Annotated in this window: 23 protein-coding genes; 11 read left to right on the top strand and 12 right to left on the bottom strand. The window is 72.1% G+C overall.

What is annotated here, in order from left to right; all coding sequences use genetic code 11:
- Positions 1-63: 63 nt before the first annotated feature.
- The 7 genes from EW117_RS23115 to EW117_RS23085 form a co-directional block, all read right to left on the bottom strand.
- Positions 64-1,398: an alpha/beta fold hydrolase gene (locus EW117_RS23115; protein WP_129789046.1), complete on the bottom strand. Its 1,335-nt coding sequence runs from the start codon at positions 1,396-1,398 to the stop codon at positions 64-66.
- Complete coding sequence (locus tag EW117_RS23110) at positions 1,395-2,258, bottom strand: ABC transporter ATP-binding protein (protein WP_129789045.1); 864 nt, start codon at positions 2,256-2,258, stop codon at positions 1,395-1,397. Before EW117_RS23110 ends, EW117_RS23115 begins: the two co-directional genes overlap by 4 nt.
- Positions 2,255-3,124: an ABC transporter ATP-binding protein gene (locus EW117_RS23105; RefSeq protein WP_129789044.1), complete on the bottom strand. Its 870-nt coding sequence runs from the start codon at positions 3,122-3,124 to the stop codon at positions 2,255-2,257. The genes EW117_RS23110 and EW117_RS23105 overlap by 4 nt, the downstream gene beginning before the upstream one ends.
- Positions 3,121-4,113, bottom strand: a complete 993-nt coding sequence (locus tag EW117_RS23100; protein WP_129789043.1) for an ABC transporter permease — start codon at positions 4,111-4,113, stop codon at positions 3,121-3,123. The genes EW117_RS23105 and EW117_RS23100 overlap by 4 nt, the downstream gene beginning before the upstream one ends.
- Complete coding sequence (locus EW117_RS23095) at positions 4,114-5,115, bottom strand: ABC transporter permease (protein ID WP_242504474.1); 1,002 nt, start codon at positions 5,113-5,115, stop codon at positions 4,114-4,116.
- 7 nt (positions 5,116-5,122) lie between these two features.
- Positions 5,123-6,829 (bottom strand): ABC transporter substrate-binding protein, encoded by a 1,707-nt coding sequence (locus tag EW117_RS23090; RefSeq protein ID WP_129789041.1) that lies wholly within the window; start codon positions 6,827-6,829, stop codon positions 5,123-5,125.
- Positions 6,830-6,933: 104 nt separating this feature from the next.
- On the bottom strand, positions 6,934-8,895 hold the full coding sequence (locus EW117_RS23085; protein WP_129789040.1) for a glycoside hydrolase family 127 protein: 1,962 nt from the start codon (positions 8,893-8,895) through the stop codon (positions 6,934-6,936).
- 237 nt (positions 8,896-9,132) lie between these two features.
- On the opposite strand from EW117_RS23085, the gene EW117_RS23080 reads away from it, so the two are divergent.
- The 7 genes from EW117_RS23080 to EW117_RS23050 all read left to right on the top strand — a co-directional run bounded on the left by EW117_RS23080 (position 9,133) and on the right by EW117_RS23050 (position 16,426).
- Positions 9,133-9,813: a GntR family transcriptional regulator gene (locus tag EW117_RS23080; protein WP_165362831.1), complete on the top strand. Its 681-nt coding sequence runs from the start codon at positions 9,133-9,135 to the stop codon at positions 9,811-9,813.
- A 25-nt stretch (positions 9,814-9,838) separates the two neighbouring features.
- Positions 9,839-11,101 carry an NAD(P)/FAD-dependent oxidoreductase gene (locus EW117_RS23075; RefSeq protein ID WP_242504473.1) on the top strand — a complete coding sequence of 421 codons (1,263 nt, stop codon included), beginning with the start codon at positions 9,839-9,841 and terminating at the stop codon, positions 11,099-11,101.
- Positions 11,098-11,490, top strand: coding sequence for a (2Fe-2S)-binding protein (locus EW117_RS23070; protein ID WP_129789039.1), 393 nt, complete (start codon positions 11,098-11,100; stop codon positions 11,488-11,490). Before EW117_RS23075 ends, EW117_RS23070 begins: the two co-directional genes overlap by 4 nt.
- Positions 11,487-12,932, top strand: coding sequence for an FAD-dependent oxidoreductase (locus EW117_RS30550; RefSeq protein WP_129789038.1), 1,446 nt, complete (start codon positions 11,487-11,489; stop codon positions 12,930-12,932). Before EW117_RS23070 ends, EW117_RS30550 begins: the two co-directional genes overlap by 4 nt.
- A complete protein-coding gene (locus EW117_RS23060) occupies positions 12,929-13,846 on the top strand; it encodes a dihydrodipicolinate synthase family protein (RefSeq protein ID WP_129789037.1) in 918 nt (305 codons plus the stop codon). The genes EW117_RS30550 and EW117_RS23060 overlap by 4 nt, the downstream gene beginning before the upstream one ends.
- A gap of 9 nt (positions 13,847-13,855) precedes the next feature.
- Positions 13,856-14,857 (top strand): proline racemase family protein, encoded by a 1,002-nt coding sequence (locus tag EW117_RS23055; RefSeq protein WP_129789036.1) that lies wholly within the window; start codon positions 13,856-13,858, stop codon positions 14,855-14,857.
- 87 nt (positions 14,858-14,944) lie between these two features.
- Positions 14,945-16,426: an aldehyde dehydrogenase family protein gene (locus EW117_RS23050; RefSeq protein ID WP_129789035.1), complete on the top strand. Its 1,482-nt coding sequence runs from the start codon at positions 14,945-14,947 to the stop codon at positions 16,424-16,426.
- Positions 16,427-16,453: 27 nt separating this feature from the next.
- On the opposite strand, the gene EW117_RS23045 is transcribed toward EW117_RS23050, so the two are convergent.
- The gene (locus tag EW117_RS23045) at positions 16,454-17,452 is read right to left on the bottom strand and encodes an aldo/keto reductase (protein WP_129789034.1); all 999 of its coding nucleotides are present in this window, start codon (positions 17,450-17,452) and stop codon (positions 16,454-16,456) included.
- Between the two features lie 632 nt (positions 17,453-18,084).
- Between EW117_RS23045 and EW117_RS23040 the strand changes: the two genes are divergently transcribed.
- Complete coding sequence (locus EW117_RS23040; RefSeq protein WP_129789033.1) at positions 18,085-19,704, top strand: HNH endonuclease signature motif containing protein; 1,620 nt, start codon at positions 18,085-18,087, stop codon at positions 19,702-19,704.
- Positions 19,705-19,719: 15 nt separating this feature from the next.
- On the opposite strand, the gene EW117_RS23035 is transcribed toward EW117_RS23040, so the two are convergent.
- Positions 19,720-20,277, bottom strand: coding sequence for a histidine phosphatase family protein (locus EW117_RS23035; protein WP_242504472.1), 558 nt, complete (start codon positions 20,275-20,277; stop codon positions 19,720-19,722).
- A 16-nt stretch (positions 20,278-20,293) separates the two neighbouring features.
- A complete protein-coding gene (locus tag EW117_RS23030) occupies positions 20,294-21,457 on the bottom strand; it encodes an epoxide hydrolase family protein (RefSeq protein WP_129789032.1) in 1,164 nt (387 codons plus the stop codon).
- A gap of 161 nt (positions 21,458-21,618) precedes the next feature.
- On the opposite strand from EW117_RS23030, the gene EW117_RS23025 reads away from it, so the two are divergent.
- The 3 genes from EW117_RS23025 (at position 21,619) to EW117_RS23015 (ending at position 24,758) form a co-directional block, all read left to right on the top strand.
- Positions 21,619-22,272, top strand: a complete 654-nt coding sequence (locus tag EW117_RS23025) for a TetR/AcrR family transcriptional regulator (protein ID WP_129789031.1) — start codon at positions 21,619-21,621, stop codon at positions 22,270-22,272.
- Positions 22,269-23,873: a CocE/NonD family hydrolase gene (locus EW117_RS23020; RefSeq protein WP_129789030.1), complete on the top strand. Its 1,605-nt coding sequence runs from the start codon at positions 22,269-22,271 to the stop codon at positions 23,871-23,873. The genes EW117_RS23025 and EW117_RS23020 overlap by 4 nt, the downstream gene beginning before the upstream one ends.
- Positions 23,874-23,969: 96 nt before the next feature.
- Entirely contained in the window at positions 23,970-24,758 is a 789-nt protein-coding gene (locus EW117_RS23015; protein ID WP_129789029.1) for a DUF899 domain-containing protein, read from the top strand.
- Between the two features lie 7 nt (positions 24,759-24,765).
- Here EW117_RS23015 and EW117_RS23010 read toward each other — a convergent pair whose 3' ends face one another.
- The gene (locus tag EW117_RS23010) at positions 24,766-25,365 is read right to left on the bottom strand and encodes a dihydrofolate reductase family protein (protein ID WP_129789028.1); all 600 of its coding nucleotides are present in this window, start codon (positions 25,363-25,365) and stop codon (positions 24,766-24,768) included.
- Complete coding sequence (locus tag EW117_RS23005) at positions 25,362-26,309, bottom strand: metalloregulator ArsR/SmtB family transcription factor (protein WP_129789027.1); 948 nt, start codon at positions 26,307-26,309, stop codon at positions 25,362-25,364. The genes EW117_RS23010 and EW117_RS23005 overlap by 4 nt, the downstream gene beginning before the upstream one ends.
- Between the last annotated feature and the right edge of the window lie 30 nt (positions 26,310-26,339).

Genomic DNA, 26,339 nt, shown 5'->3' with positions numbered 1-26,339 from the left:
GAGGCGTCAGGTGTGTATAGGAGACGGGGGCGGGGGGGGTGCTGGGGGTGGTGTCCGGGTTCGTCATCGAATCTCTCCTCCTCGGTCGCGGACCAGCTCCCGCAGGCGCTCCAGCACCCGCGGATCGCCGATCCCGTCGTGCTCGTACTCGTTGGTGACCCACGCCTGCGCCGACCCGACCCGCGAGAGCGTGTCGAGCTGCAGCCCGGAGTCGACGAACATGTCGTCGTGATAGACCACCGCGGCGACCGGCACGTCGTTGGCGGCCAGGCGGTCCAGGTCGTACAGCGGTGACCACTGCGTGCGCGCCGCCAGCTCGTGCACGGCGGGAGCGAACGGCCGCAGCAGCCGGATCTCGTCGAACATCCACGGGAACGCCATCTCGCCCGTGAACAGCAGCGGACGCCGGGCCGGATCGAACTCCGGGCGACGGTCCCGCTCCGCCTGCGCCGCCCACCCCGTCGGGCGGCCCGCGCCGTCGCCGTAGATCGACTCCTGCAGCGTCCAGAACAGCGGGCCGTCCGCCTGCGCCGTCCGCACCATCGCCTCCTGCAGGAAACCCGCCGACAGCCGGCCCGGCCGCGCGAACGCCTTCTCGACGAACCAGTGCATCCGCTCCGTGCCCGGCTTCATGCCCAGGTCGATGCCCATGGACTGGAACCGGTGGACGGTCAGCACGTCGCCGTCCGGCAGCAGGACGTCGCCCTCGGCGAGGCGGTCCGCGACCGCCTCCACCGCCTCGACGTCGGCCGGGTACCGCCGGTAGTACTCGGCGGTCTTGCCGGCGACCCGGCCGAACGTCCTGCGGTACACCTCGGCGGCGTCCGGCGGCGTGCCCGGCACCCCGCCCGCGATGTAGCACGCCCGCAGCGCCTCGGGCGCGAACGACAGGTACGTCAGCGTGATCCAGCCGCCGAAGCTCTGCGCGAGCGTCGTCCACGGCCGGCTGCCGTACACCCGTGCGCGCACCTCCTCCAGGTCCGCGACCAGCGAGTCCGCCCGGAAGCACGCCAGCAGGTCCGCCCCCGCGCGGGCATCGAGCCCCGCCAGCACCTCGCCGTCCAGCGGGGTGCTGCCGCCCGTACCGCGCTGGTCCACCAGCACCACGCGGTAGTCGCGCAGCGCCACGTCCAGCCAGCCGTCCCGCCGCAGCGGGCGCGGGTTCGCACCGCCCGGGCCACCCTGCAGGTACACCAGCAGGGGCAGGTCGTCGTCGTCCCGCACCGGGTCCACCAGCTCCCGGACCAGCAGGTCCACGTCGCCCTCCAGCCGGCCCGACCGGTCCAGCGGCACCGCGAGGCGGCGCTCGCGGACGCCGATGCCCGGCAGGAGGTACGACGTCCACCCGGTGCCTGCGCCTGCGCTCGTGCCTGCGCCCGCGCTCGTGACCACGCTCATGCCTGCGCCCCCGACGCGGCCCCGGCCGGGCGGCCGGCGTTCGCCCGCCGCTGCCGCTCCCACTCGGGGCGGATGCGCGGGACGGCGTCGAGCAGCTTGCGGGTGTACTCGTGCTGGGGCGCGCCGAAGACGGCGTCACGCTCGCCCTCCTCGACGATCTGGCCCTGCGTCATCACCGCCACCCGCGTGGCGATCTGCCGCACCACGGCCAGGTCGTGCGCGATGAACAGGTACGTCAGCCCTTCCTCGCGCTGCAGATCGCGCAGCAGGTTGATCACCTGGGCCTGGACCGACACGTCCAGGGCCGAGACCGCCTCGTCGCACACCACCACGCGCGGGCTGACCGCGAGCGCCCGGGCGATCCCGATGCGCTGCGCCTGCCCGCCGGAGAACTGCGCCGGGTACTTCTGCGAGTGGTCGGGATCGAGACCCACCCGCTCCATGAGGGACCGGGTGAACGCCCGGGCGCCGCCCGGGACCGGCCGCCCCTGGTAGACGAGGGGAGCGGTGACGATCCGCTCCACGGTGTGCCGTGGGTTGAGCGAGGAGAACGGGTCCTGGAACACGACCTGCACCTCGTTGCGGAACCGGCGCAGCTCGCGCCGCCCCAGCGCGGTCACGTCCTCGCCGTCCAGCTCGACGGTGCCCGAGGTGACGTCCAGCAGGCGCGCGGCGAGCCGCGCCGTCGTCGACTTGCCCGAGCCGGACTCGCCTACCAGGGCGAGCGTCTCGCCTGCGCGGATCTCGAAGCTCACGTCGTCCACGGCCCGGAACCGGACCGGTGCGCGTAGCAGGCCGCCGGTCCCCATGACCGGGAACTCCTTGACCAGGTGGGTGGCTCTCAGGAGCGGCTCGCTCATGCGGGGCCTCCGTTCGTGGGGGTGGCGGACGGCGCCACCGCGCGCAGCTCGCCGATCTCGTCGTCGATGCGCGGTACGGCGTCGAGCAGCGCCTGCGTATAGGGATGCTGCGGGCTCGTGAAGATCTGCTCGACGGCGCCCCGCTCGACGCACACGCCGTCCTTCATGACGACTATGTGGTCGGTGATCTCGCTGACGACCGCCAGGTCGTGCGTGATCAGCACCAGGCCGGTGCCCGTCTCGTGGCGGATCTCCTGCAGCAGGTCCAGGATCTGGGCCTGGACCGTGACGTCGAGCGCCGTGGTCGGTTCGTCCGCGATCAGCAGCTCGGGCTCGGTGCTCAGCGCCATCGCGATCATGACGCGCTGGCGCATGCCGCCGGAGAACTGGTGCGGGTAGTGGTTCACGCGCACCGCGGCGTCCCGGATGTGCACCCGTTCCAGGGCGGCGATCGCTACCTTGTGCGCCTCCCGGCGGGTCACTCCGGGCCGGTGCGCGCGGTAGGCCTCCTCGATCTGCAGCCCGACCGTGTAGTACGGGTTCAGCGAGGACAGCGGGTCCTGGAACACCATGGCGACGCGGTCGCCGCGCACCCGGCGCAGCTCGGCCTCGGACATGCCGACCAGCTCCTGCCCGCGCAGGCGGACGCTGCCCGTGCGCCGCGCGGCGCGGGGCTGCAGGCCCATGATCGCGAGGCTGGTCATCGACTTGCCCGAGCCGGACTCGCCGACGATGCCCAGCGCCCCGCCGGGCTCCAGGTCGAGGTCCAGCGAGCGGACGGCGTCGAGCGGGCCGCGCGGCGTCGCGAAGGTGACCGTCAGGTCGCGCACCTGCAGCAGCGCTTCGGAGGGTGTCTCGGTCGTCATGCGTTCACCCGCACTCTCGGGTCGATGGCGGTATAGACGACGTCGACCACGATGTTGCCGACGACGACGAGGAACCCGGCCAGCAGCGTGACGCCCATGATCACCGGCTGGTCGTTGCGGGCGATGGAGTCGGCCGCCATCTTGCCCACGCCGTTGATGCCGAAGACCGTCTCGGTGATGAGCGCCCCGCCCAGCAGGCCGGCGAAGTCCATGCCGAAGATGGTCACCACGGGTGTCAGCGCCGGCCGCAGGGCGTGCCGCCGCCAGATCAGCGACTGGGGCAGGCCCTTGGCGTAGGCGGTCCGCACGTAGTTCTCGCGCAGCACGTCGAGCACGTTGGCGCGGGTCAGCCGCGTGTAGGCGGCCGCGTACCCGACCGCGAGGACTATCCACGGCATGACGAAGTTGAGGAACCACTGCACGGGGTCGTCCGCGAAGGCGACCGCCTGGGGGAACGGCAGCCACTGGAGCTGGACCACCAGCACGTACTGCAGCACGAGGGCGAGCACGTAGTTGGGGATCGACATGCTGGTCAGCGTCAGCCCCGTGGTGAACCGGTCGAGGAACGTGCCCTCCTTCACCGCGCTGAGCAGACCGCCGACGAGGCCGGCGAGCAGCCACAGCACGGCGGCGCCCACGGCCACCGTCGCGGAGACCGGCAGCCGCTGCACGATCATGTCCCACACCGCCTGGCTGGACTGGAACGAGTAGCCCAGGCAGGGCGCTGCGCAGTCGACGGTGGACGCGCCGTCGCCGTAGGTCCGGCCCGCGAAGATGCCGACGACGAACAGGAAGAACTGGGTCCAGAACGGCTGGTCCAGCCCGAGGTTCGCGCGGATCTGGTCGATCAGCTCGGGTGTGCAGTTCTTGCCGCAGATCTGTACCGCCGGGTCCGGCGAGAGAGCGAAGAAGACCAGGTAGGTGAACAGGCACACGAGCAGCAGGACCACGAGGCCCGACGAGATGCGGGTGAGCAGGAACCGGGGCATTCAGCGACCCTCCTGGGCGTCGACGACGGCGCGCAGGCGGTCACCGAGCACGGTGAACGAGAGCACGAGCAGGAACAGGCACACGCCCGGCACTACGAAGTACGCGGGATCGACGGCGTACCACTTCACGGAGGCCGCGATCATCTGGCCCCAGCTCGGTGCGGGTGGCACGACGCCGACGCCGAGGAACGACAGGCCGGCCTCGGTGCCGATGTACCCGGGCACCGCGAGGGTCGACATCACGATGATCGTCGAGCGCAGGTTGGGCAGGATCTCACGGAACACGATGCGCGTCCCGCTGGCGCCGGCGGCCCGGGCCGCCTCGACGAACTCCCGCTGCGCCAGCGACATGGTCTGCCCACGGACGATGCGCGCCAGGTACGGCCAGCCGAAGACGGAGATCACGACGACGAGCAGACCCGACCGGTTGCTCGCCGGCAGGGCGGAGAGCACGGCGATCATGAAGATGAGCGCCGGGAACGCCATGAGGAAGTCCATGATCCGCGAGATGACGAGGTCCACCCGGCCGCCGAAGTAGCCGGCCACGAGCCCGAGCGAGACCCCGAGCACCGTGGTCAGCGCGGTCGCCGAGAGCGCGATGCTCATCGAGACGCGCGCGCCGTAGACGATGCGCGCGAAGATGTCGCGCCCGCTGCCCGGCTCGACGCCGAGCCAGTGCTCGGCGCCCATGCCGCCCCACGGCCCGATCGGCATACCGCCGAGGTTGGGGTCGATGGCGGTCTGGTCGAACTCGTACGGGGTCCAGCCGCTGATCGAGGTGAGCACGGGCGCGAAGATCGCGACGAGCGTGACCAGGACGATGTAGCCGAGGCCGAGCATCGCGCCGACGTCATGGCGCAGGGCCTGCCAGGTACCGCCGGCACCCGCCCGGAGGGCGCCGGCGGCCTGGTCGGCCGCCGGCGCCTCCGCGGTGTCGCCGGTCCCGGACTCGACGGCGCTGCCAGTCGTCCTGGCGGCCGTGAGGTCTGTCTGGGACGGCATCATGGGGTCAGCCCTTCTCAGGGTCCTTGAGACCGACGCCGACGTAGTCGATGCCGCCGGTCGCGGCGTTCGCCGAGGAGTACAGGCCGGTGACGTTCTCGCCCGGCAGCATCACGCCCTTGGCGACCATGAGCGGGACGATCGGGGCCTGCTCGAGGATCTGCTCGTCGAGGTCGCCCCACTGCTCGTTCGCGGCCTCGATGTCCGTCATCGCCTTGATCTCGTCGATCCGCTCGTTGATGGCCGGGTCGTTGATCTGGGCGAGGTTGGCGTTGCCCTTCTCGTAGATGTTGCGGCCGTCGAACAGCGGCGGGATGAACGTCGCGGCCGACGAGGCCCAGTCCGGGCACCAGCCGGTGATCGCGGCGTCGTGCTGCTGCGACGGCGTGCCGATGGTCTCGTAGTAGGTGGCGGTGTCGATCAGGTTGAGCTCGACGGTGATGCCGACCCGCTCGAGTGCTTGCTGGACCGCCTCGGCCTGCGCCTGCATGGACTCCTGCGCTCGGATGTCGAGGGTCATGGTGAAGCCGTCGGACAGGCCCGCCTCGTCCAGCAGCTTCTTGGCGGCCTCGACGTCGCCGGTGCCGTCCTCGGACGGGTACAGGTCGAAGTCCTTGTGGCCCGCGACCGACGGCGGCAGGATCGTCGTGGACGGGTCGCCGAGCTGCGTGCCGCCGCTCGCGTTCACGATGGTGGTGCGGTCGATCGCGTAGCTGATCGCCTGCCGCACGCGGACGTCGTCCATGTGCTTCTTGGTGGTGTTCAGGCCCATGTACGTCGTGCAGATGCCGGGGAACTCCAGGACCCGCTCCTGCAGCTGCGGCGTCTGCAGGCGCGGGAGCGTGGCCGGCTGGATGTTGCCGGCGATCGCGTTCACGTCGGCGCCCTGCCCGGAGATGAGCCGCTCGTCGATCGTGGCGGGGTCCAGGCCGATGGTGAACTCCCAGCCGTCCGGCTTGGCGGCCCGCACCTCGTCCGTGGCCGGGTCCCAGTTCTCGTTGCGTGTCAGCTTGATGGTGCTGCCCGGCACGTACTCCGCGAGCTTGTAGGGGCCGGAGGCGATGATCTCGTGGATGAACTCGTCGCCCGCGCCGCTGTCCACGGGGAACGGCGTCGCGTTCACCTGGGCGAGCACGGCGTCGAACTCGGGGAACGGCTCCTTGAGGTGGAAGACGATGGTCTTCTCGTCCGGCGTCTCGATGGTCGGCAGGTCGCCGGACTTGTACGGGCCCTCATAGCCCTTCGGGGCGTCGATGACCTGCTTGAGGTACGGCGAGCCGATGCCGATCCCCGGGTCCCAGGCCCGGGAGATGCCGAACTTGACCTCGGCCGACGTGATCGGGTCGCCGTTGTCGAACTTCAGCCCGTCCTTGAGCGTGTACGTCCAGGTCAGGCCGTCGTCGGACGCCTCGCCGAGGCTCTCCGCGAGGTCCGGGACGATCTCGTTGGGGTCCTCGGCCGAGCCGGGCGCCGACGTCGTGAGCTGGCGGTAGACCAGCCGGAAGAAGTTGTTCACCCCGCCGTCCCAGCCGCGGGCCGGGTCGAGGTACGAGAAGTCGGCGTTCTGCAGCACGTGGACGGTGCCACCCTCGGCGGGCTCGGCGGTGAACCCACCGCCCCCTGAGGAGCTGTTCTGGCCGCCGCCGCCGCACGCGGCGAGCGCGAGTGTCGTGGCGACGGCGATGACTGCCGTCGATATCCGATGGAGCTTCACGATGTGGCCTCTCGGTCTGTGACGCGGTCGCGTCGAGGGTCGTACGGGTAGGACGTGAGGGCTGGTTCTTCGGGTGTGGCCCTCGGGCGCGGTCGGGTCTCCGGTCAGGTGTGCCGGAGCCAGACCCGCATCGCCCCGGGTTCGCGGTTCGCCCAGAGGTGGTAGGGCACCAGCGCGACCTGCGTCGTCGTCGACGAGGCCGGTAGGTCTGTCCGGTCCGGGTCTGTTCGGTCGGCGGGCGGGTACGGATCGTCCGACGGCGCGGGCCGCCAACTCACGTGTGCGGTCAGCGCATGTCGCAGGACGGGATCCGAGCTGTCGGACGGCGGCGCCTCGCCCGCGTCGTCGACCGCGTGGACCACGACGTCGTCGACGGGCGCCGGGGAGTCGGCCTGCTCCAGGCAGTACACGACCGGCCCGCGCACCGCGGCGACGGCGCCGCGGGTGGCGTCGACCGCCGGGTGCGACGTGACGAGCCGGGCGGGCATCGGCAGGTCGAGCACGACCTCCTGCCCGGGGCGCCACGTTCGGGTCAGGCGCAGCCAGCCGTCAGGCGCGGCGGCGTCCACCGGCGCGCCGTCGATGGCGACCCGGGGCGCGGCCGCCCAGCCGGGGACGCGGACGGTCAGCGTCGCGGGCGCGGCATCGGCGTCGAGCACGCGGACCGTGAGGCGCCCGTCCCACGGATAGTCGGTGACGACGTCGACCGAGAGGGCTGCCGAGCGGACGCGCCCGGCGGTGAGCAGGGCGATCGTCAGCCCGTCGCGCGCCGCCAGGGCCACGTGGTCCTGGAGCTGGCTGACCCAGCGGGTCGCGTTCGGCGGGCAGCACGCACAGCCGAACCAGGGCCGCCGCAGCGGTTCGGCCGGGTCGGCTGGGCGGCCGTCGGTGTGGTCGGGGCGCCGCTGCAGCGGGTTGTCGTAGAAGAACCGCGTGCCGTCGAGCCCGACGCCGGCGGCGAACCCGTTGTAGAGGATCCGCTCGACATGGTCCAGGACCGCGGCGCTCCCGGTGGCCAGGAACAGCCGCCAGCCCCACTGCATGGTGCCGATCGCCGCGCACGTCTCGGCGTACGCGCGCTCCGACGGCAGCTCGTACCGGTCGCCGAAGGCCTCGTCGGAGTGCCGCGAGCCGATCCCGCCCGTGACGTACGACTTGGTGTGCACCATGTCGTCCCACAGGCGCAGCAGGTGGTCGATCCGTGCGGTGTCACCCCGCTCGATGGCGACGTCGGTGGCGCCCGCCGCGAGGTAGACCATGCGTACGGCGTGTCCCGTGACGGTGTCGAGGTCGCGCAGGGGTGCGTGGTCCGCGTAGTAGGAGGGCCCGAACGGCGCCCTGGCAAAGAGGCCCGAGCCGCGCCGCTCGACGAACAGCTCCGCCTGGCGCAGGTACGGCTCATGCCCCGTCTCGCGGTACAGCTCCACCAGCGCGGCCTCGATCTGCGGGTGGCCGCAGTACTCCGCACGTCCGTGCTCGCCGAACCGGTCCACCACGAGGTCCGCGAACCGGCGGGCGACCGCCAGGAGCCGTCCGTCGCCGAGCTGCCGCGCCGCCGCCAGCGCGCACTGGACGAGGTGGCCGAGGTTGTACAGCTCGTGCCCGCCGGCCAGGTCGGACCACGGTGCGGCGCGTGCGCCTGTGCCTTGGTGGTAGGTCGAGAGGTAGCCGTCCTCGGCCTGCGCACCCGCGACGAGGGCGACCGTCTCTTCATAGAAGGCCCGGACTGTGGCTGTCTCTGTGGCCGTCTCTGTGGCGGCCTCGGCGCGGGCGAGCTCGTACGCGGCCGCCTCGAGCGTCTTGTAGGCGTCGGTGTCGGCGAACGGGTAGGCGCCCTTGAACGGTTCGCCGGTCGCATGGGCGACGCGGCGGAAGTTGTCCAGGACGCCCGAGGCGCGCACCTGGTCGATGGCGTGGGGCAGGGTCCTGTCGGTGTTGCGCCGCTGCCACTGGCCCAGCAGGCCGTCGGTGAGCACCACGTGGCCGCCGCCGAGCGAGCTGCCCAGCGGGCCGGCGGGCAGACGGGCGGCGCTCTCCGGTGCCGCGGTCGTCGTCTCGGATGCCATCGTCCCCGCCTTCTGCGCTTGGCCCACGATATGTGATGCGTGATATTCTACTGATCGAGCCGTACGGTGTCGATGGGGTGAATGTAAACGTCGCGTTTCGGCCTCGTCAGCCAGTTATAGCCCGCTCGAGCCCGGCCTCGCGGGCCCTGCTCAGGTACGCTCAGGCGCATTGACGGCGGGATTTCCGTCCCGTGTAATATACTACTAGCGATGCCTGACCATCCCAGGAGTGCACCAATGAGCACAGCATCACCGACCCCATCGGTCCGTCGTCTCCCGCCGGTCGCGAGCCTGCGCGAGCAGGTTCACCGCGCCCTCGTGGCGGCGATCGTCGCGGGCGAGCTGGAGCCCGGTGAGCTCGTCTCGGTGCCGACGCTGGCCGCGCGTTTCGACGTGTCGGCGACGCCGGTGCGGGAGGCGGTGCTGGACCTGGAGCGGCGGGGCTTCCTCGAGGCGGTGCGGAACAAGGGATTCCGTGTCACCCGCGTGAGCGACCAGACGCTGCGGCACGTCGCCGCCGTCCGGCTCGTGATCGAGCCGGTCTGGATGGAGCGGCTGGCCAAGTCGTTCCCGGTGGGTCAGCTGCCGGAGTTCCGCGCACTCGCCGACGAGATCGTCGAGGGCGCGCGCACCGGCGACCTGATCGCGTACCTGCAAGCCGACCAGACGTTCCACCTGCGGCTGATGGGGCTGCTGGGCAACCCCGTGGCCGGCGAGATCGTGGCCGACCTGCGCGACAGGGCACGCCTGCTCGGGCTGTCGACGATGGTCGCGAGCGGCACGCTGGCGAGCTCAGCACAGGAGCACCACGAGCTGCTCGACCTGCTCGCGGCCGGCGACGGGCCCGGTGCCAAGGCGCTCATGGAGCGCCACATCGGGCACTCGCTGGGCACGTGGGCGGGCAAGCCCGAGGACTGAGAACCGGATCGATGACCGAGAGCGGGTGGATGTGGCAGCGGACGTCGTGATCGTCGGCGCCGGGATAGTCGGCGCGGCGTGCGCGCGAGCCCTCGCGCGGGCGGGTGCCCGGGTGACGGTGCTCGACCGCGGGGCGGCGGCGTCCGCCACAAGTGCCCACGGCGAGGGCAACCTGCTGGTCTCCGACAAGGGGCCCGGCCCGGAGCTGGAGCTGGCCAAGGTTTCCCTGCACGGGTGGGCACGCCTCGCCGACGAGCTGGCCGACGAGCTCGGCCCGCGGTTCCCCTCGATCGAGCACGAAGCCAAGGGCGGCCTGGTCGTCGTCACCTCCGCCGACGGCCTGGACGGGCTGCGCGGGTTCGCCGAGACGCAGCGTGCGGCCGGTGTCGAGGCGGTCGAGGTGAGCGCCGAGCGGGCGCGCGGGCTCGAACCGGACCTGGCGGCCGGCGTCGTGGGCGCGGTGTACTACCCGCAGGACGCCCAGGTGCAACCGGTCGCGGCGGCCGAGGCGCTGCTCGCGTCCGCGCGCCGGGCCGGCGCCGTCGTCCGCACGGGTGCCGAGGTGACCGGGCCGCTATTGGGCGCCGACGGGCGCCTGACCGGCGTCGTCACCACCCAGGGCGAGGTCCCCGCGGGCGACGTGGTCGTGGCGGCGGGCCCGTGGTCCGCCGAGGTCGCCGAGCGGCTCGGCTCCTGGATCCCGGTGCGGCCGCGCCGCGGGATGGTGCTGGTGACCACCCCGATGGAGCAGCGCATCCGGCACAAGGTCTACGACGGCGACTACTTCGCCGCCACCCAGTCCGCGGGCGCCGAGCTGCAGACGTCCGCGGTGATCGAGTCGACGCGGGGCGGGACGGTGCTCATCGGGTCGAGCCGGGAACAGGTGGGGTTCGACGACCGGCTGCGCGCGGCGGTGCTCGCCGAGATGGCGCGGCGGGCCGTCGCGGTGTTCCCGTTCCTCGCGCGGACCAACGTCATGCGGTCCTACCTGGGGTTCCGGCCCTACATGCCCGACCACCTGCCGGCGATCGGGCCTGATCCCGAGCTGGACGGGCTGTGGTTCGCGACGGGTCACGAGGGAGCAGGTGTCGGTCTCGCCCCGGCGACCGGCGACCTGCTCGCCGCCACGATGCTGAGGCTCGCGCCCGCGGTGGACCCGAGCGCGTACGCCGTCGACCGGCCGACGCTCCGGAACCATCGCCCCGCCGACGTGTCAGACGTACAGGGCACCGGGGTGACCCGTGCGTCTGACACGTCGAGGGGTGCTCGTGGGGAGGCGCGGACATGACGTCGTACCGTGTGCCGGCGGAGCGGGACCTGGTCGAACCGGGTCCGGACCGCCCGCTGACGATCCTGGTCGACGGCGAGCCCGTCACCGGCACGGCCGGGCAGACGGTCGGCGGCGTGCTGCTCGGCGCCGGACGTCGCGAGTGGCGCACCACCCGCGACGGCGGCTCCCCGCGCGGGGTGTTCTGCGGGATCGGCGTCTGCTTCGACTGCCTGGTCGAGGTCAACGGCCTGCGCGACGTGCGCGCCTGCCTGCGGCGTGCGCGGGACGGCGACGTCGTGACTCGGCAGGGCGGGCGGGCGTCCCGGGAGCCCGACGCCGAAGCGGGCGGCGACGACGCGGGCGGCGACGACGTCGGACGACGAGCGGGCGAGGGGACGAGCTCATGAGGCACGTGGTGGTCGTCGGCGCGGGGCCCGCCGGGCTCGCCGCCGCCCGCGCGGCCGCGGATGGCGGGGCGCGCGTCACCCTGCTCGACTCCGCCGACGGGCTCGGCGGCCAGTACTGGCGCCATATGCCGGCCGAACGCCCGGCGGAGCGCGAGCACCTGCTGCACCACCGGTGGACGACGTTCGGCGAGCTGCGCGATGCCCTGGCGGCGCACCCGGCGGTGACGGTGGTCCCGTCGGCGCAGGTGTGGTCGCTGGAACGGCTGGAGTACGGCGCTCGCCTCAATGTCCTGGTGGGGGAGCCCGACGGCGTCGGGCGGGAGGCGCTGGTGCTCGAACCCGATGCGCTGGTGCTGGCCACCGGCGCCCACGACCGGACCCTGCCGTTCCCCGGCTGGCAGCTGCCCGGGGTCTACTCGGCCGGGGCGGCGCAGGCGCTGGCCAAGGGGGAGCGGGTCGCGGTCGGACGGCGGGTCGTCGTCGCCGGAGCCGGACCGTTCCTGCTGCCGGTCGCTTCCTCGCTGCTGCAGACCGGCGCGAGCGTTCTCGGCGTGCACGAGGCGGCCGGTCTCGGCGCGCTGGGGCGCGGATGGCTGAGCCGGCCCTGGGAGCTGGCCGGCGCGGCGGGCAAGGCCGGTGAGCTGGCCGGGTACGTCCGCGACCTGGTGCGCCATCGGGTGCCGTGGCGGCCCGGCGAGGCAGTGATCGCCGCGCACGGCGACGGGCAGGTCGAGGCCGTGACGATCGCCCGCCTGGACGAGCGCTGGGCGCGCGTGCCCGGGACCGAGCGGCAGGTCGAGGCCGACGCCGTCTGCGTGAGCCACGGCTTCACACCGCGCCTGGAGCTGGCGATCGCCGCGGGCTGCGCGCTGTCTGCGAGCCGGTTCGTCGTCGTGGACGCCGCTCAGGCCACCTCCGTGGCCGGCGTGTGGGCCGCCGGCGAGATCACGGGCATCGGCGGGGCCGACGCTGCGCTTGCCGAGGGCGCCGTCGCCGGGACGGCCGCGGCCGGGGGCGACACCGGTGCGGGGCCCGCCCTTGTGGCCGGGCGCGCCCGGACCCGGGCCCGCGGCTTCGCGGCGCGTATCGAGGCGGCGCACGGTATCCGCGGCGGGTGGGTCGGCTGGCTGCGCGACGACACGGCCGTCTGCCGCTGCGAGGAGACCACCTACGGCCGCATCCGCGAGGTGGCCGAGCTGACCGGGTCGCGCGAGACGCGCTCCGTGAAGCTCACCAGCCGCGCCGGACTCGGCCCGTGCCAGGCGCGGATGTGCGGCCGGACGCTCCAGGAGCTCCTGGGCGGGCCGGAGCCCTCCCTTGGCACCGCGCTCGCACCCGCCGTCGACCGGCGGCCGCTCGTGGTCCCGGTCCGGCTGGGCGACCTCGCGGCCCTGCCCCAACGCCCACAACAATCACCCAACCCTCAGGAGAACCCGACATGAACCAGCGTTTCGACCTCGGCGGCGTGATCGTCGCCACCACCCTCGCCTTCACGCCGGACAGGTCGGCACCGGCCGGGCTCGCCGTCGACTACGAGCGGTTCGCCGCGCACTGCGACTTCCTGATCAACAACGGCTGCCGCGGCGTCGGGCCGAACGGCTCGCTGGGCGAGTACTCGTCGCTCACCGACGAGGAGCGCCGCAAGGTCGTGCAGACCGCCGTCGCGACGGTCGGCGACCGCGGGCTGGTCGTGGCGGGGGTACACGGCGTCGGCTCGCACCAGGCCAAGCACTGGGCGGAGCTCGCCGCCGAGGACGGGGCCGACGGCGTCCTGCTGCTACCGCCCACGATCTACCGCGCGAACCGGTCCGAGGTGATCGCCCACTATGCCGCGGTCAACGAGGTGGGCCTCCCGATCATGATCTACAACAACCCGATCGACACGAAGGTCGACCTCACGCCCGACATCCTGGCCGAGCTGGCGCAGCTCGAGAACGTCGTGGCCGTGAAGGAGTTCTCCGGGGACGTGCGGCGTGTCCTGGAGATCAAGGAGCTGGCACCGGACCTCGACGTCATCGCCGGAGCCGACGACCTGCTCTTCGAGTCGCTCGTGACCGGCGCGACGGGCTGGTTCGCCGGCTACCCGAACGCGTTCCCGCGTGAAGCCGTCGAGATCTACACCCTGGTCACCGAGGGTAAGATCGCTGAGGCGCGCGAGCTGTACAGCCACCTCGTGCCGGTCTTCCGCTGGGACTCACGGACCGAGTTCGTGCAGGCGATCAAGCTCTCGATCGACATCGCCGGGCAGAGCTACGGTGGGCCCACCCGCCCGCCGCGCGGGCCGCTGAGCGCGGAGCACGAGGCCCAGGTCCGCAAGGAGACCGAAGCGGCGCTCACCTACATCGCCTCACGCTGAGGAGAGACCATGCGTAGCAGCAGGACCATCAGCGCCGTCGACTCGCACACCGAGGGGATGCCGACGCGCGTGATCACGGGCGGCGTCGGGCCGATACCGGGCGGCACGATGAACGACCGGCGGCTCTACTTCATGGAGCACATGGACGAGCTGCGGCAGTTCCTCATGAACGAGCCGCGGGGGCACGCCGCGATGAGTGGCGCCATCCTGCAGCCGCCCACCCGGCCCGACTGCGACTGGGGCGTCGTCTACATCGAGGTGTCCGGCTGCCTGCCCATGTGCGGGCACGGCACGATCGGGGTGGCCACCGTCCTGGTCGAGACGGGCATGGTCGACGTCGTCGAGCCGGTGACCGAGATCAGGCTCGACACCCCGGCAGGGCTGGTGGTCGCCAAGGTGGCCGTCAGCGGCGGCCACGCGGACGCCGTGACCATCGAGAACGTACCCAGCTTCGTGACGGCGCTCGACCAGACGGTCGAGGTGCCCGGCTACGGCACCGTGCCCTACTCGATGGCGTTCGGCGGTAACTTCTACGCCCTCGTCGACCTCGACGACCTGAAGCTGCCCTTCGACCGTGCCCGCCAGCAGGACCTGCTGGCCGCAGGGCTCGCCATCATGGACGCGATCAACGAGACCGCCCTGCCTAAGCACCCGGAGCTCGACGGCGTCGAGGGATGCCACCACGTGGAGCTGATCGCGCCCGGTTCCGACGCGCGGCACTCGCGCCATGCGATGGCCATCTGGCCCGGCTGGTTCGACCGGTCCCCGTGCGGGACGGGGACGTCGGCGCGGATGGCCGAGCTCTGGGCGCGCGGTGAGCTGGCCGTCGGCGACGAGTTCGTCAACGAGTCGTTCATCGGCAGCCGGTTCGTCGGGCGGCTGGTCGGCGAGACCACCGTCGCGGACGTGCCCGCCGTCGTGCCGACGATCACCGGGCGCGCCTGGGTGACCGGTACCGCCAACTACCTGCTCGACCCGAGCGACCCGTTCCCGACGGGATTCGTCTTCTGACGCTGTGTCCCTGTCGCCGTCTGAAGCTGCCGTCTGAACCCGCTGTTTGACCTGCCAGCCGAACCCGTTACTGATGAGGAGCGATCCATGACCGCCACCGCGGCGCCCGAGCTTGACCGCACCGTCGACGACGTGGCCCGCCGCGCCCAGGAGGCGTTCGACGGGCTGTCCCTGGCCGCCCCCGGGCTGCGGGCTGACGCCCTGCGCCGCGCGGCCGCCGCCCTGGGCGACCACGCGGACGAGCTGGTCGCCATCGCCCAGGCCGAGACCGGCCTCGCCGAGGTCCGCCTGCGCGGTGAGCTCAAGCGCACGCAGGTGCAGCTGCGCCTGTTCGCGCGGGTTGTCACGGACGGCGCCTACCTCGACGTCCGCCTCGACGAGGCCGACCCCGAGTTCGCCCTCGGCCCGCGCCCCGACCTGCGCCGCACCCTCTGGCCCGTCGGACCCGTGCTGAACTTCGCGGCGAGCAACTTCCCGTTCGCGTTCTCCGTCGCCGGCGGCGACACCGCGGCGGCGCTCGCGGCGGGCTGCCCGGTGATCGTCAAGGCGCACCCGGGGCATCTGCGGCTGTCGGAGCGGGTCGCCGAGCTCGTCGCGGCCGCGCTGGTCGAGGCCGGGCTGCCCGCCGCGACGCTGCAGCTCGTCACGTCGCAGGACGCCGGTGTCGCGCTCGTCGAGCACCCGGCGGTGCGGGCGGCGGCGTTCACCGGGTCGCAGCGGGTCGGGCAGCTCCTCGCCGCCCGGGCGGCCGCGCGGCCCGACCCCATCCCGTTCTTCGGCGAGCTGGGCAGCGTCAACCCTGTGCTCGTCTCGGAGCGCGCGCTGAGCGAGCGGGCGGACGAGCTGCTGAGCGGCTACGTGGGCAGCGTGTCCGGCTCGGCCGGCCAGCTGTGCACCAAGCCGGGCTTCCTCCTGGTCCCGCAGGGCACGGCGTACGACGACGTCGTGGCCGCCGCCGCTGCGCAGGTACCGGAGCACCGGCTGCTGAACCCGTCGATCGCCGACGGGTACGAGCGGCGCGTTGCCGAGGCGCTGGGCGTGGACGGCGTCCGGGTCGTGCACCGGGGCGGGTTCCGGCGGGACGCCGACGGGCAGGGCTGGGCGACGCCGACCTTCGTCGCCGTCGGGCTCGACCTGCTCCGGACCGCCGGATCAGTGCTGCTCGACGAGGTTTTCGGGCCGTTCTCCGTGATCGTGGAGTACCCGTCCGAGGCCGACCTGGGGGCGGTCGTGGCCGAGCTGTTCCCCGGGAACCTCACGCTGACCCTGCACCTGGGGGCGGGGGAGCCGGGTCTGCTGGTCGCCCGGCTGGCCCGGCACGCAGGGCGGATCCTGCTCGGCGGCTGGCCCACGGGCGTCGCCGTGACGCCGGCGATGCAGCACGGCGGTCCCTGGCCCGCGACCACCTCCGACGGGACGTCGGTCGGCACCGCGGCGATCGGCCGGTTCCTGCGCGGGGTCGCCTTCCAGGACGCACCGCAGGAGCTGCTGCCTCCGCCGCTGCGTGACGACAACCCCTGGGGCGTGCCGCGCACGATCGCGCGGCGTGGCGAGTCGCTGGGCTGGTGACGTCTCGGACCCCGGCCTGTGGAGGCGCTACAGGCCCGTCATCCGCAGCATCGCCTCGGTGTAGCGCGCACCGCTGACCTGGATCCGTTCGGCGCCGGCGGCGATCTCGGCCAGGTCTTCGGCGGTGAGGTCGACGTCGGCCGCGCCGATGTTCTCCTCGAGGCGGCTGATCCGGCGCGTGCCGGGAATCGGGACGATCCACGGCCGCTGGGCGAGCAGCCAGGCGAGCGCGACCTGCGCCGTCGTGCAGCCCTTGCGGGCGGCGACGGCGCCGAGCAGCTCCACGAACGCGCGGTTGGCGTCGCGGTTCTCCGCACTGAACCGCGGCAGGCCCGCGCGCATGTCGTCGTCGGCGAGCTGTGTCGAGCTGTCGAGCGCGCCCGTGAGGAAGCCCCGGCCGAGCGGGCTGAACGGCACGAAGCCGATGCCGAGCTCTTCGAGCGTGGGCAAGATCTCGGGCTCGGGATCGCGGGTCCAGAGGGAGTACTCGCTCTGCAGCGCCGTGACGGGCTGGACCGCGTGTGCGCGGCGGATGGTGTCGGCTCCTGCCTCCGAGAGGCCGAAGCGGCGCACCTTGCCGGCCTCGATCAGCTCCGCGACGGCGCCGGCGACGTCCTCGATCGGCACCTGGGGGTCGACGCGGTGCTGGTAGAAGAGGTCGATGACGTCCGTGCCGAGCCGGCGCAGCGAGGCGTCGGCGACCTGCCGGATGTGCTCGGGGCGGCTGTCCGTGCCGACGCTGCGGCCCTCGTCGTCGAGCTGGAAGCCGAACTTCGTGGCGATGACGACCTGGTCACGCACCGGGGCGAGGGCCTCACCGACCAGCTCCTCGTTGACGAACGGCCCGTAGACCTCGGCGGTGTCGAAAAGCGTGATCCCGCGGTCGACGGCGCCGCGCAGGACGGCGATCATCTCGTCGCGGGTGCCCGGGTTGGGGCCGTAGCTCTGGCTCATGCCCATGCAGCCCAGCCCGATGGCTGAGACTTCGAGGCCGGCCGCTCCGGATCCCAGTGTTCGTCGCTGCATTCAGATGACTCCTCGTCGTGGACGGCGCGTGCTGTCGTCCAGCACCGCCGCGATGCGGGGTGTGTCGGTGGGTCCGTCTACTGTCGGTGGCGTGCACGATCCCCTACCGCGAGGTTGTCCACAACCTGAAATCTCAAGATGCGGTCTCGTTGGATCGAACATATATTCGATGCGTACATGATTGTTGGATGGGTTGGTCGTGGAAGGGGGTGGCGGGGATGAGTGGGAGTGTTGGTGACCGGGGTGGTGTCACTGTGGTGGAGCGTTCGCTGGGGCGTGTCCTGGCGGCCACCGTATCCGCCGTGCTGTCCGATGTGCCGGTGGCGGGCGGTTGCGTGCCGGCGTTGAGCTGGAGTGCTCTGCCGTTCGGCCAGGAGGGCAAGCTGCCTGAGGCCATCGTGACCTGGCGTGGCCACACTCGTGTCGTCCGGACACAGGTCGCTCCGACACCGGTCACTACCACTGATGCCGCTGTCGTCGGCGGTGAGGCGCCTTCGCCCCGCCCCGACGCTGGTACGCCCGCCCCTGCCAGCGTGACGGTGGATGCGACGCGTGCTGCTGGGTCGGATGCCGGTGGTCTGGATGAGTTGCCGGTGGGTGGTGGCCTGGTCGATGCCCTGTCCGGTGTCGACGTGGCTGCGGTCGATGACGTCGAGCTGTTGGAAGTCGCGGCGCGGTGGCAGGAGGTGGTCTCCTGGGCGATCGCGTCGCAGTCACGTGCCCTGGGTGAGATCGGGCGGCGGCGGGGCTGGACCGAGGAGCACAACGCGGCCGCGGCGGAGATCAGTGCCCGGCTACGAGTCCCGCAGGACGAGGCGAGCAAGCACCTGGCTCGTGGTGCCGGCCTGGCCGAGCACCCCCCGGTCCTGCATGCCCTGCAGCACGGTGTGATCGATGTCGCCAAGGCGGACATCCTGCTGCGCTCGGGTAACCCGCTCACGGTCGAGGAACGGGCGGAGGCGATCGCACGGTTCGGGCCGCAAGCACCAGACCGTACACGCCGGTGGCTGCGGGAGAAGATGAACGAGTTCGCGAACGAGCTCAAGGGCAGCACGGAGACCGCACGGCATGCCCGGTCGCGGCGGGCGGTGTTCCTGGACCCGGCGGACAACAGCATGGCGCGGCTCAGCGCGCACCTGCCTGCCACGGACGCTGCCGCGGTGTGGGACGCGGTCGAGCAGGCCGCGCACGCCCTGCGCCGTGCCCCGGGCGGGACCCGGACCCTGGCCCAGGCCCGCGCCGATGCCCTGGTCGCGATCACCACCGGCCGCATCATCGTCCCACCCCACCCCGAGTGCGCCCCCGAACCCGCGAGCACCGAACCCGCGAGCACCGAACCGGCCGGCATCGAGACGACCAGCCCCGAGGTGACAGCCGACACCAAGGCGACCAGTAGCAGTAGCAGTAGCAGTAGCAGCAGCAGCGGTGTTGGCGGTGTTGGCGAGGGCGCGGACGAGCCCGCCCTGCCGCGCACCACGGTCCCCGCCACGGGCTGCACCTGCGGGGGCTGCACCTGCAACGGCACCACCATCCGGGTAATCCCGGTCAAGCCGCAGATCCGGATCACGATCCCGGCCACCACGCTCCTCGGCCTGGACAACACCCCCGGCCACCTGCACGGCCACGGCCCCATCCCCGCCGATACCGCCGCACGGATCGCGTCCGACGCGACCTGGCAACGCCTGCTGACCGACCCGGTCACCGGGATCTTGACCGACTACTCCACCACCACCTACCAACCCGGCAAGCTGCTGCGCCAGGCCGTCACCACCCGGGACCAGACCTGCACCTTCCCGCAGTGCGACCGGCCCGCCCAGTTCGCCGACCTCGACCACATCCTCGCGTTCGACCACACCCTCGACCCCCTGGCCCAGCCGCCCGGCACCCCGGGACAGACCCGCGCCACCAATCTGCAGCCCCTGTGCCGAGCGCACCACCTCGCGAAAACACACCAGGGCTGGACCCCCGTGCGTGACCCCGCCACCGGTGTCACCACCTGGACCGCGCCCACCGGACACGTCTATGTCCGACCCGCTACCCAGATCGGACAGGTCAGCAACGACATCACCAGCCTGATCGACGACACCCGAGCACGCCTCGGACAACCACCCCTGACCAACCCACTCACGACGAACGACCAGACCACAGGAAACAACACCACGGACGACGGCCCGACCCCGCACGACCCGAGCACCGAACAACCGACCACCGAACAGCAACTACGCCGCTACCCCGACCAACCACCCTTCTGACGATTCATCTATTCATTACCTTGGCACCGGCGGGCGACGGCGGAGCGTGATGCTCGTGAAGCGCCCGCCGTCGAGCAAGATCGTCGCTCCCTCGAGCTGGTGCAGTGGTCCGCCCCAGCCTGCATGGTCGGCGTCGGGAAAGGCGGCGACCAGGACCGGTTCAATAGATCCACCTGACGAAACAACCAGGCCGGTTCCGCCGTCGGGCACGACGTCGAGGATGCGTCGCCAGTGCGACAAGTGTTCCTGGGCGACTTCGCTCAATCGGCGGCCGTCGGCCAGCAACGCCGCGTAGTGGACGAAGGGTTCGTCCCACGTCCACTGGTCGTGGTGGCGCACTTCTCCGTCGACGTACCCGGAAGGCCATGTGATCTGCCCGTCCACGGCGAACCCCATGGCGATCGCGGTCTCGAGGTGTCGGGGCTGATCACCCACGGCGACGTAGTCCACCCCGGCCAAGGACTCACCGAGCTGCCGCGCGAGCCGGACACCCTCGGGCGACAGCTGGGACGCTTTCCCGCTCTCGGCGCCCTTGCGAGTGAGCGAGTGACGAACGACTTCGAGCGTGCGCACGACAGTCACGCTGCTGTCAGCCGTTCCCGCGGTACGGCCGGAAGAACTCACGCAGCTCCCGCGCATAGAGCTCCGGCTCTTCGAACGGCGCGAAGTGCCCACCACGCTCGGGCTCGGTCACGCGCACCGTGTTGGCGGTGCGTTCGAGCCAGGCCCGGGGCGGCCGGACGACGTCGCCGCGGAACAGCGAGAACCCCGACGGCACCTCGACCCGGCGGGTGAGCTGTCCGGCGTGGATCCCCGCGTTCGCGTGGTACATCCGCATGGACGAGCCGATCGTCCCGGTGAACCAGTAGATCGACAGGAGCGTGAGGATGTCGTCCCTGGTGTAGCCGCGCTCGACGCCGCCGTCGCTCCACGCCTCGAGCTTCTCGACGATCCAGGCGGCCAGGCCGGCGGGAGAGTCGTTGAGCGCGGCGGCCGCGGTCTGCGGCTTGGTGCGGTGCATCGCGCCGTAAGCGCCCTCGGCCGCGCTCCAGGTGGCGGCCTCGGCGAACCAGGCCCGTTCCTCGGCGGTGAGGGTCGCGGGATCACCGGCGAAGACGGGCAGGCCGCCGTCCGTGCGGTGGACGGCGGCGACGCGGTCGGGGTGGTCGAGCGCGAGGTACCGGCTCACGTGGCTACCCAAGTCGCCGCCTGCCGCGCCGAACCGCTCGTAGCCGAGGTTGCGCATGAGCTGCGCCCAGAGTCCGGCGACGTCGATGGAGCTCAGCGGCGGTCCGGTCGGCCGGTCCGAGTACCCGAAGCCCGGCATGTCCGGGACGACGACGTCGAAGGCGTCGGCCGGGTCGCCGCCGTGCGCGCCCGGGTCGGTCAGGAGCGAGACGACCTTCGAGTACCGCCAGAACGAGTCGGGCCAGCCATGGCAGAGCACGAGCGGCAGCACCGGCCCGGTCGGCGCGACAGCCCGGACGTGCACGAAGTGGATCCCCAGGCCCTCGACCTGTGCGCGGAAGCGGGGCAGCCGGGCGAGCGCGGACTCCTGCGCCGGCCAGTCGAACCCGTCCGCCCAGTACGCGACCAGCTCGCGCAGGTAGTCGATGTCGGTGCCCAGGGACCATCCGGCGTCCTCGGGCGCGTCGGGCCAGCGGGTCATCCGGAGCCGGGTGCGGAGGTCCTCGATCGCCTCGGGGGCGGTCTGCGGGACGAACGGCTCGGGGGCGAAGGGGGTGTCCGGCACGGAGCACACCTTACGTGCGGCGGTCGCGCGCGGCCGGCGTGGTGGAGGACGACGAAGGGCCACAGCCCGCGGACGAGGCCGTCCGGCGGCACGGCTGCCGCCCCTGGAGCAACGATAGACGACACTTGATCAATAAATGACACGTGTCTATGATCGCAGTCATGGAGTTCGATCTGGTTCCCGCCCCGCCCGCCAAGGACCGGCGAGTGCGGCGCTCGCGGGCGGCGCTCACCCAGGCCGCCGTCACCCTGGTGACCCAGCGGGGTACCGCCGCGATCCCGATCTCGGACATCGCCGCCGCCGCGGACGTGAGCCGTCAGCTCGTCTACCAGCACTTCGGCGACCGCGACGCCCTGCTGCTCGAGGCCGCGCTCGACCTGGCCCGGACCGAGCTCCTGCCGCGCCTCGCCGAGGCCGAGTCACTGGAAGGGCGCGGCGGCGCACTGATCATGACCCGGTTCTTCGCGGAGCACCGCGCGTTCTACCGGGCGATGCTGAACAGCTCCAGCGCGTTCGTCCTGAACAGGGCTCTCGGGGGCCTGCTCATCCCGGTCAACCGGCGCGCCATCGAGAGGCACTTCGGCGGGGACCTCGACCCCCAGCGCGCGGAGGACCTGGCGTTGTTCGTGACCGGCGGCGGAGCCAATGTGATGAACGAATGGCTGACCGGACCGGACGAATCGCTCGACCCCGAGGACCTGGCGGACCGGATCGCCGCCCTGTTCGACGTCCTCGCCGCCGCGTTGCCCCCGATCGCAGCTTCCACCAGCGCCGCTTGGTCCAGCGCCGCGTCCATCGAGGAGAACCACCGATGAGCCTCATGAGCCACCTCGTGCAGCGTCAGCTCAAGCTCCCCGCACCACAGACCCGGCGGCTCACCATCGACCGCGACCTGCGTGTCCCGATGCGCGACGGCGTCGAGCTGCTCGCCGATCGGTGGGCACCGAAGGGCGGCGTGGACGGACTGCCGACCGCGCTCATCCGCAGCCCGTACGGGCGCGCGGGCCTGTTCGCCGCGATGATGGTCCGGCCGCTGGCGGAGCGTGGCTACCAGGTGCTCATCCAGAGCACCCGCGGGGGCTTCGGTTCCGGCGGCGTCATGGACCCGCTCCGCCAGGAGCGCGAGGACGGCCTGGACACGCTGGACTGGCTGGTCAAGCAGGAGTGGCTCGGCGAGGGGATCGTCCTGTACGGCATGAGCTACATGGGCATGGTGCAGTGGGCGGTCGCGGACAGCCTGCCGCCGCAGGTGAAGGCGATGATCCCCGTGGTCACCGAGTCCGCGTTGACCAGGGAGTTCCTGCGCGCCGACGGCCGGTCCCTGGAGGTCCCGCTGGAGTGGGGTGCCATGGTCGCCACCCAGGAGCGGCGCCTCGCGGTGCTGCGGATGAACGCCCAGACCAAGAGGACCGCCCAAGCGCTGCGCACGCTGCCCCTGAGCGGGTTCGACGTCGCCGCGCTCGGCCAGAGGTCGCAGTACGTCCAGGACGTTCTGGTGCACGACGCCGCCGATCCGTACTGGGACCGCCTCGACCACGTCCACCGGGTGGCCGGCACGAGCGTCCCGGTGAGCTCGGTCGCCGGCTGGTACGACATCTTCCTGCCCGGCCAGCTCCGGGACTTCAAGATCCTGCAGGACGCCGGCAGGCCCGCCCGGCTCACCGTCGGCCCCTGGACCCACACGGAGGCCATGGCCGCCATTCACGAGGCCCTCGACTTCGGCCTGGCCCACGCGCGTGGCGAGGAGCCGCCCGAGCGCGCGCCGGTGCGGCTGCACGTCATGGGCCAGGGCGAGTGGCGCGACTTCGAGTGCTGGCCCCCGAAGGGCTACGAGCCGCAGCGGTTCCACCTCCAGGCCGCCGGCGGGCTGTCCGCGGACCGCCCTGCGGAGTCCGCCTCCGACGAGTACCGGTACGACCCGGCAGACCCGACCCCCGCAGCCGGGGGCATCACCATCAACAGCGGCGGCCGCGTCGAGAACGGAGCGCTGGAGGCCCGGCCCGACGTCCTGACGTACACCACCGGCGTGCTCGAGAAGGACGTCGAGGTCGTCGGTGAGGTGAGCGCCGAGATCTGGTTCCGGTCGAGCCTGGCCCACGCCGACGTGTTCGTGCGGCTCTGCGACGTCGACGAGGCGGGCCGGTCGTACAACGTCTGCGACGGGCTGGCCAGCGTCACGGGAGCGGACGAGCTGTCGCCGGTCGCCGTCACGATGTGGCCGACGGCGTATCGGTTCAGGCGCGGCCACCGGATCCGGGTCCAGGTCTCCAGCGGCGCCTTCCCGCGCTTCGCGCGCAACCCAGGCACCGGCGAGCCGATCGCCATCGCGACGACGCTCCGGGCCGCGGACCAGGAGGTCCACCACGGACCGGAGCACCCTTCGGCGGTGATCCTGCCGATCCGGTCCCTGGGCTGAGGCTGCCCGGGGGCGGCCGAGGGCCGGTGTCAGTGGTCGGTGCCAGACTGAACGGGCGAGACCGAGCCGCAGGGACGAGACCCGGGAGTGACCGACATGACGACGATGGGGAACCTGCCCGAGGTGGTGTCACGCGAGGAGTGGGACGCCGCCCGCAGGGAGCTGCTCGCGAAGGAGAAGGAGCTGACCAGGCTCCGTGATCGGGTCAACGCGGACCGGCGTCGTCTGCCGATGGTCCGCGTCGACAAGCCGTACACCTTCGAGGGCCCGGACGGCCCGGTGAGCCTGCTCGACCTGTTCGAGGGCCGTCCCCAGCTCGTGATGCACCACTTCATGTTCGCCCCGGACTGGGACGAGGCGTGCTCGAGCTGCTCGTCGGCCGCTGACGGGATCGGCCGCCTGAGACAGCTCCACGTGCGCAACACGACGCTGGTGGCCGTGTCACGGGCGCCGTACGAGAAGCTCGCCGCTTTCCGCGAGCGGTTGGGCTGGGAGTTCCCCTGGTACTCCTCGTACGGAACCGACTTCAACTACGACTACCACGCCACGCTGGACAACCGGGTGACGCCGGTGCAGCTCCATTTCCGCACCGAGGCCGAGCTCGCCGACGCCGGCACGCCGTGGACCGGCGGGCCGTGGACCGAGAGCATGAACGGCGAGGAGCTTCCGGGGATCAGCGCGTTCCTCCGGGTCGACGACGACGTCTTCCACACCTACTCGACGTTCGGCCGCGGTATCGAGGAGTTCCACAGCGGCTATCCGCACCTCGACCTGACGGTCCTCGGCCGGCAGGAGGAGTGGGAGGAGCCGAAGGGGCGCGCCGCCCCGCTCGGGCTGCAGGTCGGCGGACCCGCTATGCGGGTGCCGGACCAGTACGAGGTGTGACGCCGGCTCAGCGGAGCCGGTCGTACACCAGCGACAGCGTGCCGTGCTCGCCCGCGGTCTCGTTGACGAGCTCCCACTGCCCGGCCGGCAGGGCGTCGTTGAAGAGGCGAGGCCCCGAGCCCAGGAAGATCGGGAAGACGGCCAGCGCCAGCCGGTCGACCTGGTCGGCCGCCAGCAGCGCCTTGATCACGCTCGCGCTGGAGAGCACGAGGATGTCGCCGCCGTCGGTTGCCTTGAGCTCGTCCACCGCCTCGACGGTCGGCTTGTCGACGACGGTCGTCCGCTCCCACGGTGCCTCCTCGAGCGTGGACGAGAGGACTACCTTCTCGGCGTCGACAAGCCATCGGGCGAAGCCGACGTCGCGCGGGTCGGCGCCCTCCATGTCGATGACGCTGGGCCAGAAGCCGAGGAAGCCTTCGGCGTTGACGCGCCCCAGCAGGGCCGTCGTCGCGGGCTCCCAGAGGCGCGTCAGGTGGTCGCGGGAGACGTCGGTGACGGCGTACGGCATCACCCAGCCCATGTCCTCGGGGTCGGGCTTGGCGTAGCGGCCGTCGAGGGAGATGCTCATGTTGGTGACGACCCTGCGGCCGCTCGTCTGCTCGGTCACTTCGTGCTCCTTGTGTCGGTGTCGGTGCTGCGCTTGGTCTTGCGCCTGCTGCTGGAGGGGCTGGCGCTCCTGTCGGTGCCGTCGGAGGCCACGCCGATGACCGCCGCGAGCTTGTCGAGGCTCTGGCCGAAGCCGATCTCGATGCCCGCGATGAAGTCCGCCGAGTCGATGGTGCTGTCGCTGATCCGGTAGCGGACGTCGAGGTCCGTGCCGCTGTCGGTCGGCGTGAGGCCGAGGTCGACGTGGGCGGTGAAGGCGAGGCTGCCGTCGGGCAGCAGCGGGGACGACCGGTAGGCGAGCCGTTCGGCGGGCACCGCGGCGTCGACGACGCCCTCCGCTCGCCCGACGACGGGGTTCGAACCGTCTGCGTCCGAACCGTCTTCGTCCGAGGTCCCGGCGCCGGACCTGCCGGCGTCCTCGACGTCGCGGTACTCCAGGACGACCCGGCCACCCGGCCGCGCCTCGAAGACGAGCTCGGAGACCCGCAGATCATCGGGCGCCCACCACCGGCCGAGCAGGGACGGCTCGGTGAGGTGCCGCCAGACCTGCTCGGGACTCACGGCCAGTGACCGGTGGAACGTGAACGAGCGGTCGTCGGCCCATCCGGGCTGTTCGGCGGCGAGCCGTTCGGCGCCGAGACTGAGCGCGTAGCGGTCAAAGGTCTCCCGGGCGCCGCCGGCCTGGTCCGCGGTGTCGGCGAGCCGGGTGAGCACGGCCGCCAGGTCGCGCAGCGGACCGGGCTGGAGCGCGTAGACGCGGCGCTGCCCGCTGCGCTGCGAGACGACGACGCCTGCGCGCTCCAAGGTCTGCAGGTGCTTGGTCGTCTGCGGCTGACGTGCCCCGGCGAGCTCGGCCAGCACGCCGACGGGGCGCGGCCGCTCGGCCAGCAGGCAAACGAGCCGCCAGCGCGCGGGGTCCGCGAGTGCGGCGAGGAGTGCGTCCATGACGGCGAGTATTCACCGTCGAGAATATTC

Source organism: Promicromonospora panici, from assembly GCF_900608595.1.
Lineage (GTDB): Bacteria > Actinomycetota > Actinomycetes > Actinomycetales > Cellulomonadaceae > Promicromonospora > Promicromonospora panici.
Note: the sequence above shows the minus strand (reverse complement) of the source record. Positions and strands in the feature narration are given on the sequence as shown.